The 16,833-nt window shown below is 69.1% G+C and carries 17 protein-coding genes; 13 read left to right on the top strand and 4 right to left on the bottom strand.

The window, feature by feature from the left end; genetic code table 11:
* The first annotated feature begins 37 nt into the window (after positions 1 to 37).
* The 9 genes from mnmG (at position 38) to BA022_RS14970 (ending at position 8,742) form a co-directional block, all read left to right on the top strand.
* Positions 38 to 2,011 carry a tRNA uridine-5-carboxymethylaminomethyl(34) synthesis enzyme MnmG gene (mnmG, locus tag BA022_RS15010; protein WP_088887983.1) on the top strand — a complete coding sequence of 658 codons (1,974 nt, stop codon included), beginning with the start codon at positions 38 to 40 and terminating at the stop codon, positions 2,009 to 2,011.
* Positions 2,008 to 2,688: a 16S rRNA (guanine(527)-N(7))-methyltransferase RsmG gene (gene rsmG / locus BA022_RS15005; RefSeq protein WP_088887982.1), complete on the top strand. Its 681-nt coding sequence runs from the start codon at positions 2,008 to 2,010 to the stop codon at positions 2,686 to 2,688. Before mnmG ends, rsmG begins: the two co-directional genes overlap by 4 nt.
* Positions 2,689 to 2,721: 33 nt before the next feature.
* Positions 2,722 to 3,336: a LysE family transporter gene (locus tag BA022_RS15000; RefSeq protein WP_011803500.1), complete on the top strand. Its 615-nt coding sequence runs from the start codon at positions 2,722 to 2,724 to the stop codon at positions 3,334 to 3,336.
* A 16-nt stretch (positions 3,337 to 3,352) separates the two neighbouring features.
* On the top strand, positions 3,353 to 4,123 hold the full coding sequence (locus tag BA022_RS14995) for a ParA family protein (protein WP_011803501.1): 771 nt from the start codon (positions 3,353 to 3,355) through the stop codon (positions 4,121 to 4,123).
* A gap of 86 nt (positions 4,124 to 4,209) precedes the next feature.
* A complete protein-coding gene (locus BA022_RS14990; RefSeq protein ID WP_088887981.1) occupies positions 4,210 to 4,752 on the top strand; it encodes an RBBP9/YdeN family alpha/beta hydrolase in 543 nt (180 codons plus the stop codon).
* Positions 4,753 to 4,758: 6 nt separating this feature from the next.
* Complete coding sequence (locus BA022_RS14985; RefSeq protein ID WP_088887980.1) at positions 4,759 to 5,754, top strand: ParB/RepB/Spo0J family partition protein; 996 nt, start codon at positions 4,759 to 4,761, stop codon at positions 5,752 to 5,754.
* A 25-nt stretch (positions 5,755 to 5,779) separates the two neighbouring features.
* The gene (locus tag BA022_RS14980; protein ID WP_088887979.1) at positions 5,780 to 6,577 is read left to right on the top strand and encodes a class I SAM-dependent methyltransferase; all 798 of its coding nucleotides are present in this window, start codon (positions 5,780 to 5,782) and stop codon (positions 6,575 to 6,577) included.
* A gap of 165 nt (positions 6,578 to 6,742) precedes the next feature.
* On the top strand, positions 6,743 to 7,783 hold the full coding sequence (locus BA022_RS14975) for a peptidoglycan-binding domain-containing protein (protein WP_012655168.1): 1,041 nt from the start codon (positions 6,743 to 6,745) through the stop codon (positions 7,781 to 7,783).
* A 242-nt stretch (positions 7,784 to 8,025) separates the two neighbouring features.
* Positions 8,026 to 8,742 (top strand): N-acetyltransferase, encoded by a 717-nt coding sequence (locus BA022_RS14970; RefSeq protein WP_088887978.1) that lies wholly within the window; start codon positions 8,026 to 8,028, stop codon positions 8,740 to 8,742.
* Positions 8,743 to 8,807: 65 nt separating this feature from the next.
* Here the strand turns inward: BA022_RS14970 and BA022_RS14965 are convergent, their stop codons facing one another.
* A complete protein-coding gene (locus BA022_RS14965; protein ID WP_047350929.1) occupies positions 8,808 to 9,728 on the bottom strand; it encodes an AraC family transcriptional regulator in 921 nt (306 codons plus the stop codon).
* Positions 9,729 to 9,787: 59 nt separating this feature from the next.
* On the opposite strand from BA022_RS14965, the gene BA022_RS14960 reads away from it, so the two are divergent.
* The 3 genes from BA022_RS14960 (at position 9,788) to wrbA (ending at position 12,834) form a co-directional block, all read left to right on the top strand.
* On the top strand, positions 9,788 to 11,035 hold the full coding sequence (locus tag BA022_RS14960) for an MFS transporter (RefSeq protein ID WP_047350928.1): 1,248 nt from the start codon (positions 9,788 to 9,790) through the stop codon (positions 11,033 to 11,035).
* Between the two features lie 314 nt (positions 11,036 to 11,349).
* Positions 11,350 to 12,093 carry a gamma-glutamylcyclotransferase gene (locus BA022_RS14955; protein WP_088887977.1) on the top strand — a complete coding sequence of 248 codons (744 nt, stop codon included), beginning with the start codon at positions 11,350 to 11,352 and terminating at the stop codon, positions 12,091 to 12,093.
* A gap of 138 nt (positions 12,094 to 12,231) precedes the next feature.
* On the top strand, positions 12,232 to 12,834 hold the full coding sequence (gene wrbA / locus BA022_RS14950; RefSeq protein ID WP_019373987.1) for an NAD(P)H:quinone oxidoreductase: 603 nt from the start codon (positions 12,232 to 12,234) through the stop codon (positions 12,832 to 12,834).
* Positions 12,835 to 13,046: 212 nt separating this feature from the next.
* On the opposite strand, the gene BA022_RS14945 is transcribed toward wrbA, so the two are convergent.
* Positions 13,047 to 14,471: an FAD-binding oxidoreductase gene (locus tag BA022_RS14945; RefSeq protein WP_088887976.1), complete on the bottom strand. Its 1,425-nt coding sequence runs from the start codon at positions 14,469 to 14,471 to the stop codon at positions 13,047 to 13,049.
* A gap of 280 nt (positions 14,472 to 14,751) precedes the next feature.
* Positions 14,752 to 15,126, bottom strand: coding sequence for an EF-hand domain-containing protein (locus tag BA022_RS14940; protein WP_047350916.1), 375 nt, complete (start codon positions 15,124 to 15,126; stop codon positions 14,752 to 14,754).
* Positions 15,127 to 15,281: 155 nt separating this feature from the next.
* On the opposite strand from BA022_RS14940, the gene BA022_RS14935 reads away from it, so the two are divergent.
* Positions 15,282 to 15,854, top strand: coding sequence for a cob(I)yrinic acid a,c-diamide adenosyltransferase (locus BA022_RS14935; protein ID WP_088887975.1), 573 nt, complete (start codon positions 15,282 to 15,284; stop codon positions 15,852 to 15,854).
* Positions 15,855 to 16,245: 391 nt separating this feature from the next.
* Here the strand turns inward: BA022_RS14935 and BA022_RS14930 are convergent, their stop codons facing one another.
* On the bottom strand, positions 16,246 to 16,668 hold the full coding sequence (locus BA022_RS14930) for a hotdog fold thioesterase (protein WP_011803515.1): 423 nt from the start codon (positions 16,666 to 16,668) through the stop codon (positions 16,246 to 16,248).
* Positions 16,669 to 16,833 lie beyond the last annotated feature (165 nt).

The following is a 16,833-nucleotide window of genomic DNA, read 5'->3' as shown; positions in this document are numbered from 1 at the left end:
GTTTGACAGGGCCGCAGCGGGCCCGGAGCACCCCACCATGTTGTACCCCCAGGATTTCGATGTCATCGTCGTTGGCGGAGGCCATGCCGGCACCGAGGCCGCGCTGGCCGCCGCGCGCATGGGCAGCCGCACGCTGCTGCTCACGCACAACATCGAGACGCTGGGGCAGATGAGCTGCAACCCCAGTATCGGCGGCATTGGCAAGGGCCACTTGGTGAAGGAAGTGGACGCGCTGGGTGGCGCCATGGCGCTGGCGACCGATGAGGCGGGCATCCAGTTCCGCATCCTCAACAGCAGCAAGGGCCCGGCCGTGCGCGCCACGCGCGCGCAGGCCGACCGCATCCTCTACAAGGCGGCCATCCGCCGCATGCTGGAGAACCAGCCCAACCTGTGGCTGTTCCAGCAGGCGGTGGACGACCTGATGGTGGAGGGCGACCGCGTGGTGGGCGCCGTCACGCAGGTGGGTATCCGCTTTCGCAGTCGCACGGTGGTGCTGACGGCGGGCACCTTCTTGGACGGCAAGATCCATGTGGGCCTCAACAACTACGCGGCCGGCCGCGCGGGGGATCCGCCGGCCGTAAGCCTGTCGGCACGCCTGAAGGAGCTGCAGCTGCCCCAGGGACGCTTGAAGACCGGCACGCCGCCGCGCATCGACGGGCGCAGCATCGACTTCAGCCAGTGTGAGGAGCAGCCCGGCGATGGCATGCCCGGCGGCGTGAACGAGGGTGCTGTGCCGGTGTTCAGCTTCATGGGCAGCGCGGCCATGCACCCACGCCAAGTGCCCTGCTGGATCACGCACACCAACGCGCGCACGCACGAGATCATCCGCAGCGGCTTTGACCGCAGTCCCATGTTCACCGGCAAGATCGAAGGCGTGGGCCCGCGCTACTGCCCCAGCGTGGAGGACAAGATCAACCGCTTTGCCGACAAGGAAAGCCATCAGATCTTTCTGGAGCCGGAAGGGCTGACCACGCACGAGTTCTACCCCAACGGCATCAGCACCAGCCTGCCGTTCGATATCCAGTACGACCTGGTGCGCTCGATGCGCGGCCTGGAGAACGCGCACATCCTGCGGCCGGGCTACGCCATCGAGTACGACTACTTCGACCCGCGTTCGCTCAAGAGCAGTTTCGAGACGCGGCAGATCCAGGGCCTGTTCTTCGCCGGCCAGATCAATGGCACCACAGGGTACGAGGAGGCGGCGGCCCAGGGCCTGTTCGCCGGTATCAACGCCGCGCTGCAATGCCGGGGGGAGGGTGCCTGGGTGCCCGCGCGCGACGAGGCCTATCTGGGCGTGTTGGTGGACGATCTGATCACCAAGGGCGTGACCGAGCCCTACCGCATGTTCACCAGCCGCGCCGAGTTCCGCCTGCAGCTGCGCGAAGACAACGCCGACATGCGCCTGACCGATGCGGGGCGTCGCATGGGTTTGGTGGATGATGCGCGCTGGGACGCTTTCAGCCGCAAGCGCGATGCGGTTTCACGTGAAACAGAGCGCTTGAAATCGACATGGGTGAACCCGCGCAACCTGCCCACGGTGGAGGCCGAGCGCGTGCTGGGTAAAGCCATCGAACATGAATACAACCTCTTCGACCTGTTGCGCCGTCCGGACGTGGGGTATGACGCACTGACGACCATGGATGGCGGCAAGTATGCAAGCGAGGCTGTTTCACGTGAAACGTTGGGCGAGCTGAGTGCGCCCGTGATCGAGCAGGTCGAGATTGCCGCCAAGTACGCGGGCTATATCGACCGCCAACGGGACGAGGTGCAGCGCGCCGCGCACTTCGAAAAGCTGCGTCTGCCTGAAGATCTGGACTACATGCAGGTGGCGGCCTTGTCGATCGAGGTGCGGCAAAAATTGCAGAAGCACCGGCCGGAGACGTTGGGCCAGGCGTCGCGCATTTCCGGGGTGACACCGGCGGCGATCTCGCTGCTGATGGTCCACTTGAAGAAGGGCGGTTTCAAGGGGTTTGCCCCGCAGCCGGCGGATGGGGTGGAGACGGTCGCATGAGCGTGGTGTCGAACACAAGCCTTGAGTACACCCTGCGTGAGGGCGCCAACGCCTTGGGGTTGGATCTGTGGGAAGCGCAAATCACGCAGCTATTGGACTTCCTGGCGCTGCTGCAAAAGTGGAACAAGGTCTACAACCTCACGGCGGTGCGCGATCCGCAGGAAATGCTCACGCACCACCTGCTGGACAGCCTGGCTGCCGTCCCGCCGCTGCGCCGCCATGTCGCGCAGAGGGGGCAGGACAGTGCGGCCCGCCCGGGCGCGCGGCTGCTGGATGTGGGATCAGGCGGGGGACTCCCTGGCGTGGTGTTCGCCATTTGTTGCCCGGAAGTGGATGTGAGTTGCGTGGACACCGTGGCCAAGAAGGCAGCGTTCATCCAGCAGGCGGCGGGCACCCTCGGTCTGTCCAACCTGCATGGCATCCATGCGCGCGTGGAAACGCTGGCCGGTCCGTTCGATGTGGTCAGTTGCCGCGCCTTTGCCGCGCTGGCGGACTTCACCGCCTGGTCGCGCCAGGCACTGGCACCGCACGGCGTGTGGTTGGCCATGAAGGGAAAGCACCCGCACGACGAGATTGCCGCGCTACCGGCGGACGTAAGCGTGTTTCACGTGGAACAACTCACTGTGCCGGGCCTGCAGGCCGAACGCTGCATCCTCTGGCTGCGCCCCGTCGCGTAAACTCAAGCCCCTCCCGCTTCGCAAGGCGCTCCCATGTTCGGCATTGCAGACTACGGCGCATTCGTCGCCGCCATCGTGTTGTTCCTCGCCATCCCGGGGCCGGGCAATCTGGCGCTCATCACCTCCACCGGCAAGGGTGGTGTGCGCGCCGGCATGGCCGCCTGCATGGGCGTGATCGCCGCCGACCAGGTGCTCATGTGGATGGCGGTGGCCGGCGTGGCGGGCCTGCTGGCCGCGTATCCGGCGGCATTCCATGCCGTGCAATGGCTGGGCGCCGTCTACCTGGGCTGGATGGGCTACAAGATGCTCACCGCCAAGCCGGGGGATGCGCCGGTGCTGAACATCGCGCCGCGCCACTACTTCCGCCAGGGGGCGGTCATCACGCTGCTCAACCCCAAGGCCATCGTGTTCTACATGGCCTTCTTCCCGCTGTTCGTGAACCCGGCCACGCACCGCGGGTTGGTCACCTTCGCCGCCATGGCCGCCACCATCGCCACGCTCACCTTCCTGTACAGCCTGGTCGTGGTGCTGCTCACGCACTTCCTGGCCGAGCGCATGCGCGCCAACCCCACGGTGGCGCGCGTGCTGGAGAAAACGGCGGGCGTGTTCCTCATCGGCTTCGGCGTCAAGCTGGCCATTTCCAAGTAATAGCGAATTGCCCCGCATGGCCAAGATCTTCTGCATTGCCAACCAAAAGGGTGGGGTCGGCAAGACCACCACTTCCGTCAATCTGGCCGCGGGCCTGGCCAAGATCGGCCAGCGCGTGCTGCTCGTGGACCTGGACCCGCAGGGCAATGCCACCATGGGCTCGGGCGTGGACAAGCGCGCGCTGGAGCTGTCGGTGTACGACGTACTGCTGGAGTCGGCCTCGGTGCCGGAGGCCGCCGTGCTGTCGGAGCAGTGCGGCTACCGCGTGCTGGGCGCCAACCGCGAACTCGCCGGGGCAGAGGTGGAACTGGTGCCGCTGGAGCAGCGCGAACGCCGCCTGAAAGCCGCCCTGGCGGCGGTGGACTCCGACTACGATTTCGTGCTCATCGACTGCCCGCCCTCCCTGTCCATGCTCACGCTGAACGGCTTGTGCAGCGCCCACGGCGTCATCGTGCCGATGCAGTGCGAGTACTTCGCGCTGGAGGGCCTGACCGATCTGGTGAACACCATCAAGCAGGTGCATGCCAACCTGAATCCCGATCTGCAGATCATCGGCCTGCTGCGCGTGATGTTTGACCCGCGCATCACGCTGCAAAGCCAGGTCAGCGAGCAGCTCAAGGACCACTTCGGCGACAAGGTGTTCGACACCGTGATCCCGCGCAACGTGCGCCTGGCCGAGGCGCCCAGCTACGGTTTGCCCGGCGTGGTGTTCGATCCCGCGGCCAAGGGCAGCCAGGCTTTTCTGGAGTTCGCGCGCGAGATGGTGGAGCGCGTGAAGCGCATGTGATGCCTGGCCAAGGTCTTACAGGTCAAAATAGCCTCCAAGGCTTATTGGATAAGCGCTATAAGCTATATAAATAATAGTAACGCCGCATGAACCCCTCGCAGATCCTCCTCCTGCCCGGCTGGCAGAACTCCGGCCCCGGCCACTGGCAAACCGAGTGGGAGCGGCTGCATGGCTACCAGCGTGTGCAGCAGCACGATTGGATGCGTCCGTTGCGCGGCGACTGGTCTGCGCGGCTGGAAGAGGTCGTGGCTGATGCGCCGGGCGAGGTGGTGCTGGCCGCGCACAGCCTGGGGTGCATCCTCACCGCTTGGTGGGCGGCGCACACCCGCCACGCGCACAAGGTGCGCGGCGCGCTGCTGGTGGCGCCGGGTGATGTGGAGCGGCCCGACTTGGCCGCGCAGATCCCCGGTTGGGCGCCCATCGCGCGCCAGGTGCTGCCCTTTCCGGCCGTGCTGGTGGGCAGCCAGGACGATCCTTACTGCAGCTTTGAGCGTGCGCAGACGCTGGCCGGTGCATGGGGCGCACGCTTCGTGGATTCTGGGCCCCGCGGCCATATCAACGCCGATTCCGACCTGGGCGACTGGCCCGAAGGGCACGCACTGCTGCGCGCATTGATGAACAAGGACTGAAGACACATGGTCACCAAGAAACCCAAGGGCCTGGGACGCGGCCTGGAAGCACTGCTGGGCCCCAAGGTGGCCGACAAGGCGCCCGCCGGCGCCAACGCAGCGGGTGCGGCAGACGGGCCGGTGAGCACGCTGGCGCTGGACCGGCTCGTGCCCGGCATCTACCAGCCGCGCACGCGCATGGACGAGGGCGCGCTGTACGAACTGGCCGAATCCATCAAGGCCCAGGGCATCATGCAGCCGATTCTTGTGCGTCGCCTCGACGACAAACAGGCGCAACAGCGCCGCCAGGAGCGTGCATCGCAGGGGGCTTCGGCGGCGATGGGCGCCCTCAGCGCCAGTGGGCCGTTGTACGAAATCATCGCGGGCGAGCGGCGCTTTCGCGCCTCACGCCTGGCGGGCCTGGCCGAGGTGCCGGTGCTGGTGCGCGACGTGCCCAACGAGGCGGCCGCGGCCATGGCGCTCATCGAGAACATCCAGCGCGAAGACCTCAACCCGTTGGAAGAGGCCCAGGGCCTGCAGCGCCTGATCCGCGAATTCGGCCTCACCCACGAACAGGCGGCGCAGGCCGTGGGCCGCTCGCGCAGCGCGGCGAGCAACCTGCTGCGCCTTTTGAACCTGGCCGAGCCGGTGCAGACCATGCTCATGGCCGGCGACATCGACATGGGCCATGCGCGTGCGCTGCTGTCGCTGGAGCGCGCGGCGCAGATCACCGCGGGCAACCAGATCGCGGCGAAGAAGCTGTCGGTGCGCGAGGCCGAGAGCCTCGTCAAGAAGCTGGGTGCGGAGTTCGCCCTCACGCCGCAAAAGCCTAAGAAGGACAAGTCGCGCGACCTCAAGCGCGTGGAGGAAGAGTTGTCCGACCTGCTCATGGCCGAGGTCGAGGTGCGCGTCAAGAAGCGCGTCAAGCGCGGCAGCCGGGTCGAGGAGATGGGCGAGCTGGCCATCCAGTTTGGCTCGCTGGAGGCGCTCAACGGCCTCATCGAGCGCCTGCGCGGCGGCTGACGCCGCATCGTTGCGGCCCGTGCCCATGCCGCGCCGGCCCCGCCGACTCCATCATCTGCACGCGCCGCCGCCGCGTCGCATCGTCCTGCCCTGGCCGCTGCCGGCGGTGCTGGTGTGGGCAGCGGCGTGGCTGCTGTTCGCGGGCCTGCGCGGCAGCGTGGCCCCGCTGGCGGCGCTCGGGCTGGCCTGCGCCGTGGGTGTGGCGGGCAGCCTGCTGGCGCAGGGCTGGTGGCGCCGCGGCCTGATCGCGCTGGGCTTTCCCTTGTCGGCGGCGCTGGGCGGCGCGGTGGCGCTGCCGGCCTGGGGCTGGCTGCTGCCGCTGGCGCTGCTGCTGCTGGTATATCCGCTCAATGCCTGGCGCGATGCGCCGCTGTTTCCCACCCCGTCGGGTGCGCTGCACGGCCTGCAGGACGCCGCGCCGCTGCCCGCGGGTGCTGCCGTGCTGGACGCCGGCTGCGGCCTGGGCGATGGCCTCAAGGCCCTGCGCGCGGCCTATCCGCAGGCGCGGCTGTACGGCCTGGAGTGGAGCGGACCTTTGGCGCTGCTGTGCCGGCTGCGCTGCCCCTGGGCGCGCGTGCGGCGCGGTGACCTCTGGGCCGCAGACTGGGGCGCTTACGACCTTGTGTACGTGTTCCAGCGGCCCGAGAGCATGCCCCGCGTGGCCGCGAAGGCCCGCGCGGAGATGGCGCCGGGCAGCTGGCTCGTGAGTCTGGCGTTCGCCGTGCCGGGCGTGCGCCCCAGCGCGCGGCTGGATTCCTTCGCCGGCCATGCGGTGTGGATCTACCAATTGCCTTTGCCGGCGGGCGGTGCTGCGCCACACTAAAACGAAACAACTTGCAAACATCGGTTGCAAAACTGCCGAATCGGTATGATTTTGCATTCACGTCGGCCACGCCGGTCCTGTACCGCGTGCGCAGACCGCAACGCCTCGGTTGAGACGTGTCCACACACCCCGGAATGCAAGAAGAGAGAGAGAGGAAGGAAAGCTATGTCCCGTAAACCACTGACGCTGCTGGCGGCCGCCTGCGCCGCCCTGGCCCTGACCGGCTGCGAAACCACCAACATGCGGATGGGCAGCGCCGAGTCCAAGACCGTGGCCACCGGCGCTGCCGCCGGCGGCAGCGCCGCCAACGAGAGCGGCCAGCTGGAGCGCTGCCAGTCGCCCCTGGGCACCGTGTCGCTGGTCGAGAACCAGGACGCCGGCTGGTACACCATCTTGCGCAACGAGTACAAGCTGCCCCCCACGGCCAACCTGCTGCGCCTGCTGATCCAGCAGTCCAACTGCTTCATCGTGGTGGAGCGCGGCGCAGCCGGCATGCGTGCCATGGACCGCGAGCGCCAGCTCATGGGCTCCGGCGAGATGCGCGGTGGCAGCAACTTTGGCCGGGGCCAGATGGTGGCGTCCGACTACGGCATGTCGCCCGAGATCATCTTCTCGAACAACGACGCAGGCGCCATCGGCGGCGTGCTGGGCGGCCTGATCGGCGGCGGCAGCGGCCGTGCGCTGGCGGCCGTCGGCGGCGGGCTGAAGACGCGCGAGGCCAGCGCCATGCTGACCCTGGTGGACAACCGCTCGGGCGTGCAGGTGGCGGCCTCCGAAGGCAGCGCCTCCAAGAGCGACTTTGCCGGCTTCGGCAGCCTGTTCGGCGGCTCGGCCGGCGGTGGCCTGGGGGGCTACCAGAACACCGCGCAAGGCAAGGTGATCACCGCTGCGTTCATGGATGCCTACAACCAGATGGTTGTGGCGCTGCGCAGCTACAAGGCGCAGTCGGTGCAGGGCCAGGGCCTGGGCGGCGGCGGCCGACTGGGCGTGGATGGCGGCGCGGCTCCCTCGCAGACCCGCGCGGGCGCGGCCATGTCGGTGCGCGAGGCGCAGGAACGCCTGAACGCCATGGGCTACAACGTGGGCACGCCCGACGGCTCCGCCGGTCCCAAGACGGCGCGTGCGCTGCGCGAGTTCCAGCAGGCCCAGGGCCTGCCCGTCACCGGCCGCCTGGACTCGGCCACGGCCGGCGCGCTGTCGCGCTGAGCGGGGCGCAAGGGGCTTCGCCCCCCGGCAAGCAAGCGGCCTTCGGGCCGCTTTTTCGTGGGCGCTTTATGGGGAAAGTGCTTCGTTTCATAGCTGCCAGCGCTTTTCTTGCAAGGGCCATATCCCGAAAACGCCATGAACGGCACGGTATCGCACCCGCGGGGTGCGGTATCGCCGGCGGGGCTGGCCTGCAGGCGCGCCGTGGCCTAGCATGCGCGCCGCATTGTTATTGCCGCAGTTCCATGTACCTGTCCCTGCCGCCGTTCTGGTCGTCATGGCTGGCGTGGCCCAAGCCGCCGCCCGCCCCCGACGCTTCTGGCGTTTTTTCCTCCTTTCTTGATGTCTCCCGGCGCCAGGCGCGCCGCCTCGCGCAGCCCGCCGAGCTGCGTATCGACGTGGACCCGCCCGACGCCACGATCGAGCAGGAACTCTCGGCCCTGCACCAGCGGCTGCACTCTCCCGGTGACGCCCTGCATGGCCTGCCCTCCACGCCCCTGCCGGGGCACCCCGGCCTTTGCGTGCGCAGCCGCGTGGCCGATGGCGAGCTGTACGTCTACATCGAAGACCCGCTGCGCCAGTGCCTGGCGGGCACCACGGTCTTCAACCGCCTCGTCGAACTGAACCGCCGCGCCGACCGCCACCTGCGCGCGCCGCATTCGCGCTACGCGCCCGCCTACCAGCGGCTGGGCCTTGCCACGGCCGTGTACCGCTGGGCGCTGGACGGCGGGCAGTGCCTGGTGTCCGGCGCGCGCCAGTCCGCAGGGGCCCATGCGCTGTGGCAGCGCCTGGGGCGTGATTACCCGCAGGGCTATGTCTGCCTGCAGCACAAGACCCCGCGCTACCTGGGCCGCCAGGTGGATGCGCGCGTGCAGGAAGCCCTGGCCACGCGCCGCCTGCTGCTGGGCCGGGGCTGGACGCTGGCCCGCCTGGCTGCCGCCACGGGCATGCTGTCTGTGTAGTGCTCCTGAAAAAAGAGCTGCTTGCGCTTATGGGGTAAGCGCTGGAGCCCTATTTGCCTTGAGATCTATGGCGACCCCAGGAAGCGTCCCGGCGCCAGCCCCACGGCCCGCCGCACCATGGCGCTGAAGGCGCTGGGGCTGTTGTAGCCCAGTTCCGCCGCGATCTGGTTGATGGGCTTGCGCCCCGCGGCCAGCGCCACGGCGCGCGCCAGGATCACCTGCTGGCGCCACTGCGTGAAGGTGCTGCCCAGCTCCTGGCGAAAGAGGCGCGCCACCGTGCGCGGGCTGGCGCCGGTGTCGCGCGCCCAGTCGGCCAGCGTGTCGTGGCGCGTGGGATCGGCCAGCACCGCCTCGCACAGGTGGCGCAGGCGCTTGTCGCGCGGCAGGTCCACGCCCAGGCGCACGCTGCTGGCACGGCGCAACTCGTCCAGGATCAGCGCGCTCAGGTGGCGCTCGCGGTGCAGCAGCTCGGGCGGCGGCGGGGCGCCGTCGTCGGGGTCGGTGGGCATCTCGCGCACCACGGCGCGCAGCAGCTCGGACACCTCCAGCACGCGGCACTGGCGCCAGGGCTCTTCCTGCGCGCGCGCGACGGCGGGGCCGCAGCGCCCGGGCGGCTGGTAAAAGTACAGCGTGCGCAGGTCGGCGTCCTCCACCATGGTCACGGCGTGCTCCACGCCCGGCGGGATCCACAGCGCGCGCGAGGGCGGCACGATGTAGGTGCCGCGCGGCACGGTCAGGCGCAGCACGCCCGTGGTGGAGATGGCCACCTGCGCCCAGGGGTGGCTGTGCGGGCGCACCTGCGTGTCGGCGCGCAGCTCGCGGTGCTTGGCGCGCACGGGGCGCTCCCGGCTGGGCACGAACAGGTGCGGCGTGAGCGACTCCACATACGACAGCACGCGCGCCGGCCGCGCGGCGCGGCCGGCGGTGCTGGCCGCGACGGGCTCGGCAGGCGGTGGGGCAGGGCGGGGAAGGGACGGGCTTGGCATGATCACGACAGCAATTGGCCGACTATCGTATATCGGCCGCGGCTGTCTTGCCTAAGATCATGCCCATGTCGACTGCTGCCCCCACCCTGCGCCAGGACGCGCGCACCATTGGCCTGATCGGCCTTGCGCACGGCTCCTCGCACTTCTTTCACCTGCTGCTGCCGCCGCTGTTTCCGTTCCTCATCGCGGAGTTCGGCTACAGCTATTCCGAACTGGGGCTGCTGGTCTCGGTGTTCTTCGTGGTCTCCGGAGTGGGTCAGGCGCTGTCGGGCTTCCTGGTGGACCGCGTGGGCGCACGCCCGGTGCTGTTCGCCGCGCTGGCCAGCTTTGCGCTGGCGGGCCTCACCGCGGGCAGCGCCAGCGGCTACCTGGGCCTGGTGGTGGCGTCGGTGCTGGCAGGCTTGGGCAATGCGCCGTTCCACCCGGTGGACTTCACCATCCTCAACAAGCGTGTGTCGCCCGCGCGGCTGGGCCACGGCTTCTCGGTGCACGGCATCTCGGGCAACCTGGGCTGGGCCACCGCGCCGCTGTTCATGGCGGGCATCGCCACGGCCACGGGATCCTGGCGCATGGCCTGCCTGAGCGGCGGTGCGCTGGCCCTGGTGGTGCTGGCCGTCATGGTGTGGAACCGCGACGCGCTGGACGATCGCCAGGGCGCCTGGGCGCATGCGCCGGCCAAGGGCGCCACGGGCAGCGCGCACGCGCAGGAACACCCCATGGCCTTCCTCAAGCTCCCGGCCGTGTGGCTGTGCTTCTCGTTCTTCTTCTGGAGCACCTGCTCGCTCAGCGCCATCCAGAGCTTTGCCGCCCCGGCGCTGCAGCGGATGTACGACATGCCGCTGTCGCTGACCTCCATGGTGGTCACGGGCTACATGCTGTGCAGCGCCGTGGGCATGGTGATCGGGGGCTTCCTCGTGGGCCGCGTGGTGCGGCTGGAAAAGACCATCAGCATCTGCCTGATGGCCTCCGCCGCGCTGCTGGTGCTGGTGGGGCTGGGCGCACTGCCCGGCACGGTGGCGCTGGCCGTGGCGGCGCTGGCGGGCATGGGCGTGGGCATTGCCGGCCCGTCGCGCGACATGCTCATCAAGCGCGCCGCGCCCCCCGGCGCCACGGGCCGCGTGTACGGCACGGTGTATTCGGGGCTGGACCTGGGCTTTTCCGTCGCGGCGCCGTTGTTTGGCGTGCTGCTGGACCGCGGGCAGACCGCCGACATCTTCTACGGTTCGGCCCTGGCGCTGGTGCTGAGTGTGGTCTCGGCGGCACTGGTGGGCGGTGGCGTGGCACGGCGCCAGGCGCAGGCTGCGTGATAGGTGTTGGGGCTTCCAGCGCATACGTAGCAAGCGCTAACAGCTATTGAAACAGGAGCGCTGGCGCGCCCTCCAGGGCAAGCCCTGCGCCGCGCATACCGGCTTGGCGGTTCCCCTGCCGCCGGGCGCGGGGCGGCAAGCGTTCGCCGCAGCCTGCATTCGGCGGTTATGCAGGACGGTGTGATGCGCTCTGGCCCATTGATCAAGCGGTGGATGCGAAATACAGTGAACCGCAGTGAAGAGCGGCGCGCCGCCGCGCCGTTCTCCAGCGTACGCGCCCGCTCCTTCCCCCCGGTTCTGCATCGACCCCACCCATGGAACCCCACGCCTTCAGGCACCTCCCCGAACTGCAAGGACGGCTCACGCCGCCCCAGGCCAGCGGGCTGCGCCTGACCGACGAGGTGCTCGCCGCCTGGGATGCGCAGGCGCGCCAGCAGGGCCTGTCCGCCGACTGGCGGCTGCCCGATGACGTGGTCGAGCGCTCACGCCAGGCCGTGCTGGCGCAGAGCGAGAGGTGCGACCTCTGGGTGTTTGCCTACGGCTCGCTGATGTGGAACCCCGCCATCCACTTTGACGAGGTGCGCCGCGCCCGGCTCGCGGACCATGCGCGCCGCTTCGCTCTGGCCACTACGATCGGCCGCGGTACACCCGACAGCCCGGGCCTGGTGCTCACGCTGCAGCGCGGCCTGGGTGACTGCGAGGGGTTGGCATTCCGCATTCCGCACGCGCTGCTGGAGCGCGAGTCGCGCATGCTGTGGCGGCGCGAAATGATCCACGGCAGCTACTGCCCGGGCTTTCAACCGCTGCACACGCCGCAGGGCGGTGTGCGCGCGCTGGTGCTGTCCGCCAACACCGCGCACCCGCTGCACCGCGGCGGGCTGTCGCTGGACGACACCGCCGCCATCATCGCCAGCGCGCAGGGCAGCGTGGGCAGCAACCGCGACTACCTGGACCAGCTGGCGTGCCAACTCGACCTCTTGGGCATCCGCGATGACTACGTGCGCTGCCTGGCTGCCCGGGTGCGCACGCACCGCGCGGTGCAGGACGGGGGTGGTTAAGTGAGATCGAACCAGCGCCAGTGGGCCCTGCTGGAGCGGGGTGCCTGCGTGTGCTGGCCCATGAAGGCGGCGGGGTGCTGCGCGCGCTGCCTGCCATGCTGCTTGTGGCTGCACAAGCGTTCTTGAAAAGGGAAAGTCATGTCCAAGGTACTCGTTCTCTACTACTCGACTTACGGCCATCTTGAAACCATGGCGCAGGCCGTCGCCGAAGGCGCGCGCTCTGCCGGTGCCACGGTGGACGTGAAGCGCGTGCCCGAAACGGTGCCGCAGGAGATCGCCCGGTCCGCGCACTTCAAGCTGGACCAGTCCGCACCCGTCGCCACCGTGGCCGAGCTGGAGAACTACGACGCGATCATCGTCGGCGCGCCCACGCGCTTTGGCCGCATGCCCTCGCAGATGGGCAGCTTCCTCGACCAGGCGGGCGGCCTGTGGGCGCGCGGCGCCCTCAACGGCAAGGTGGGCGCGGCGTTCACCTCCACCGCCACGCAGCACGGCGGGCAGGAGACGACGTTGTTTTCCATCATCACCAACCTGCTGCACTTCGGCATGGTGATCGTGGGGCTGCCCTACAGCTTCCAGGGCCAGATGACGCTAGACGAAGTGGTGGGCGGCGCCCCCTACGGTGCGACCACCATCGCCGGCGGCCAGGGCCAGCGCCAGCCCAGCGCGACCGAACTGGACGGCGCACGCTTCCAGGGCCGTCTGGTGGCCGAGACGGCCAACAAGCTGTTCGGCGCCTGAAAGCCGCGCCGGTGCCGCGCGGCGTGGCCCGCGTGGTGCAGGGTGGTGGAGCGCCTGCCCCCAGCCCAGCCGCGGACCGGCTGGGCTTTTTATTGCCCGCGCGCTCGGGCCCGTTGTGCGGAAAACAAGGGTAAAAAAAGGCCCTGGCGCTTATGCAGCAAGCGCTTGCAGCTATTGAATCAGGAGTGGCCGCGCGGCCGCCGCGGCGCAGGCTACAGCGCGAAGATCTTGCCCGGATTGAGGATGTTCTGCGGGTCCAGCGCGCGCTTGATGGCGCGCATCATCTCCACCGCGCCTTCGCCGGCCTCGTCCACCAGAAAGCCCATCTTGTGCACGCCCACGCCGTGCTCGCCGGTGCAGGTGCCGCCCAGGCGCAGCGCGCGCGCCACGAGCTGGTGGTTGAGCCGCTCGGCTGTCTCGCGCTCGGCGGGGACGGCCGGGTCCAGCAGGTAGCCGAAGTGGAAGTTGCCGTCGCCCACGTGGCCCACCAGGAAGTAGGGGATGCCGCTCGCGTCGGCCTCGGCCACGGAGTCGAGCAGGCAGTCGGCCAGGCGGCTGATGGGCACGCAGGTGTCAGTGCTGATGGCCTTGCAGCCCGGGCGGCTCTGTACGGCGGCAAAGTAGGCGTTGTGCCGCGCGGTCCACAGGCGCGTGCGCTCCTCGGGCGTGGTGGCCCATTCAAACGCGTTGCCGTCCCATTCGCGTGCAATGTCCTGCACCACCTCGGCCTGTTCCTGCACGCCGGCGGGCGAGCCATGGAATTCCATCAGCAGCAGCGGCTCTTCGCGCAGACGGAGCTTGCTGTGGGCGTTGACCATGCGCACGCTGTTGGCGTCGATCAGCTCCACGCGCGCGATCGGCACACCGAGCTGGATGGTCTGGATCACCGTGCGCACGGCGGCCTCGATGGTGGGGAACGAGCAGATCGCCGCGCTCACCGCCTCGGGCAGCGGGTACAGGCGCACGGTGACCTCGGTGAACAGGCCCAGCGTGCCCTCGCTGCCCACCATCAGGCGCGTGAGGTCGTAGCCGGCGCTGCTCTTCTTGGCGCGCGTGCCGGTGCGGATCACCTCGCCACGGGCGGTGACCACCTCCAGCGCCAGCACGTTCTCGCGCATGGTGCCGTAGCGCACGGCGTTGGTGCCGCTGGCGCGCGTGGCGGCCATGCCGCCGATGCTGGCGTCGGCGCCGGGGTCGATGGGGAAGAACAGGCCCGTGTCCTTGATCGCCTCATTGAGCTGCTTGCGCGTGATGCCGGGCTGCACGGTCACGGTGAGGTCGTCGGCGTCAACGGACAGCACCCGGTTCATGCGGCCCATGTCGATGCTGATGCCGCCCTGGACGGCTAGCAGGTGCCCTTCGAGCGACGAGCCCGCGCCGTAGGGGATCACTGGCACGCCGTACTGCGCGGCCAGGCGCACGGCGTCCTGCACGTCCTGCGTGTTCTCGGCAAAGACCACGGCCGCCGGCGGGGGCGCCTGTAGCGAGCCCTCGTCGCGCCCATGCTGCTCGCACACCGCCTGCGCCGCCGAGTACTGCGCGCCAAAGCGTGCGGCCAGCGCATCCAGCATCGCCTGCGGCACGGGGCGCGGCGTGGTCTGGGGTTGCAGATGGGCGGTGGTCGCGGGGGCGTTCATGGCGGGCTTCCTTCAAGGCGCGTGGGTGGCGGCCATTCTAGAAGTCCGGGCTGCGGCCTGCGGGCCGCGTGTTGAGAGTCCACCATGGTCGGCCTGTGGCGAAGGCCGATCTAGCGTGTATCCATGGAAAAACCCCGCCCGCACCCTGGAGGACAGTGCAGGCGGGGGGTGGTGGCGGCCCGAGAGGACGGGGTCGCCCAGACGGGCCGCCCAGGACGGGTATGGCGTTGCGCTCGAAGGGTGCGTAATCAATGCTTGACCATGCCCGTCCCTTTAAGCGTCAAGACCGGCTGCCGGCCTCGAATTCGGTGCGGGACAGGCTGCCGTTCTTGTCCTTGTCCAGCGCCTGGAAGCGGTTGGCGATGGCGGGTAGCTGGCCCGCCTCGGCGCTGCTCAGCTGGCCGTCGCGGTTGGCATCGGCGCGTTCAAAGGCGCTGGCGCTGCTGCCGCTGGGCGTGGCCGTGCTGCTGCCGCCAAAGGTCGCTTTGGGCTGCGTTGTGGCTGGGCCCGGCCCCGTCTGGTACTGCGGTTGTGCGGAGGGGGCGCTGGGCGTCTGGGCCTGCGCCGCCGCACCGCCCACGGTCAGCGCCGCAAACAGCATCACGCTGCGGGCATCGAAGGAGGGGAGGGTGCGTCGTTGCGGTGTGTGAGGCATCGATTCGGCTCCGGTGGAAGTTGAACAGGCCTTCATTGCACCGCAGCATGGATGCCGCAGCCAGCACTTTTGCCCGCTGTTGCCCGTCTCCACAATGGCCCGGCGGATGTAACGCACAATCGTCGCCCCGGCCCCGAATGAGGAGGAAACGCGCCATGGGAAACAGACTGACACAAATCGCCACGCGCACCGGCGACGATGGGTCCACGGGCCTGGGCGACAACACCCGCGTGTCCAAGGCCAGCGGCCGCCCGCACGCCATGGGCGACGTGGACGAGCTCAACTCCCACATCGGCCTGCTGCTGTGCGAGCCGCTGCCCGCGGACATGCGCGAGCTGCTGATCGACGTGCAGCACCAGCTGTTCAACCTGGGCGGCGAGCTGTCCATGCCCGGCTACGAGCTGCTCAAGGACGATGCGCTGCTGCAGCTGGACAACGCGCTCGCGCGCTACAACGCCGAGCTGCCGCGGCTGCTGGAATTCATCCTGCCCGCGGGCACGCGCGCCGCTTGCCAGGCCCATGTGTGCCGCACGGTGGCCCGCCGCGCCGAGCGCGCCGTGGTGGCGCTGCAGCAGCACGAGACCATGCGCCCCGCGCCGCGCCAGTACCTGAACCGTCTGTCCGACCTGCTGTTCGTGCTCTCGCGCGCGCTCAACCGCATGGACGGCGGCAGCGAGGTCTACTGGAAGAGCGAGCGCCTGGCACGCCAGAACGATGCTGCTGAATAAGTAGCTGACAGCGCAGACTGGTCAAGCGCTGCGGCACGATTGGACGCATAACACGATGGGGCGCATAAGTCACCGCAACGCGGCAGGTGCGCCGGCGCGCAACCCATCACCGCGCTCCAACCTTCCGAAAGCCGCAGCGCAGGCCCCCCTGGCAAACGCGCGGAGCGGGCTGTGGGCCGCAGGCGCTGTCTTTGTGCGCGAGTGGGGTGGTGTTGCTATTAAAAAAGTAGCTTCTGTCGTTTACCCATCAAGCGTTACACCCCGATTGGACCCATGTTCCCGCTGAGGCCAGGAACGGTGCCGGCGCGCGATCCCTCGTCACGCTGCCCTTCCGAAGGCCGCAGAGCAGGCCACGCCAGCAGACGCCGCGCAGCGCCTCAGGGGGATGCCTTTATTTCGGCGCCAGCATCGCCATGGTGATGCGCGACACGCAGGTCAGCTCGCCCGCGTCGTTCACCATGTCGATCTGCCAGACCTGTGTGGTCTTGCCGATGTGCACCGGCCGGGCCGTGCCCGTGACCCATCCGCTCCTGGCGGCGCGCAGGTGGTTGGCGTTGATGTCCAGGCCCACGGCCAGCCAGCCCTCGGGGCTGGCGTGGTAGGCGCCCACCGAGCCCAGCGTCTCGGCCAGCACCACGCTCACGCCGCCGTGCAGCAGGCCGAAGGGTTGGCGCGTGCGCTCGTCCACGGGCACGCGCGCGCGCAGGAAGTCGTCGCCGACTTCGGTGAACTCGATGCCTAGGTGGCTCACGGCGGTGTTGGCGCTGGAGGCGGTGATCAGCGCGAGGGTGGTGGGTTTTTTCCAGAGGGACATGGGCTGAGGGGTCTCACATCAGGGCTGCGCCCGGCAGCGGCGCCGGGCTTTGGCACGATTGGTGGGCTCGGTGGCGGAAGTTGCAACCTCCACGCGCCCAGAATCGACCGGTTTGCTCGTTTGGAGCTTATCCGTTTCCCGTGCGCAGTGCTTTGCGCGGCCCAT

It is taken from the genome of Diaphorobacter nitroreducens (assembly GCF_002214645.1).
Lineage (GTDB): Bacteria > Pseudomonadota > Gammaproteobacteria > Burkholderiales > Burkholderiaceae_C > Diaphorobacter > Diaphorobacter nitroreducens.
Note: the sequence above shows the minus strand (reverse complement) of the source record. Positions and strands in the feature narration are given on the sequence as shown.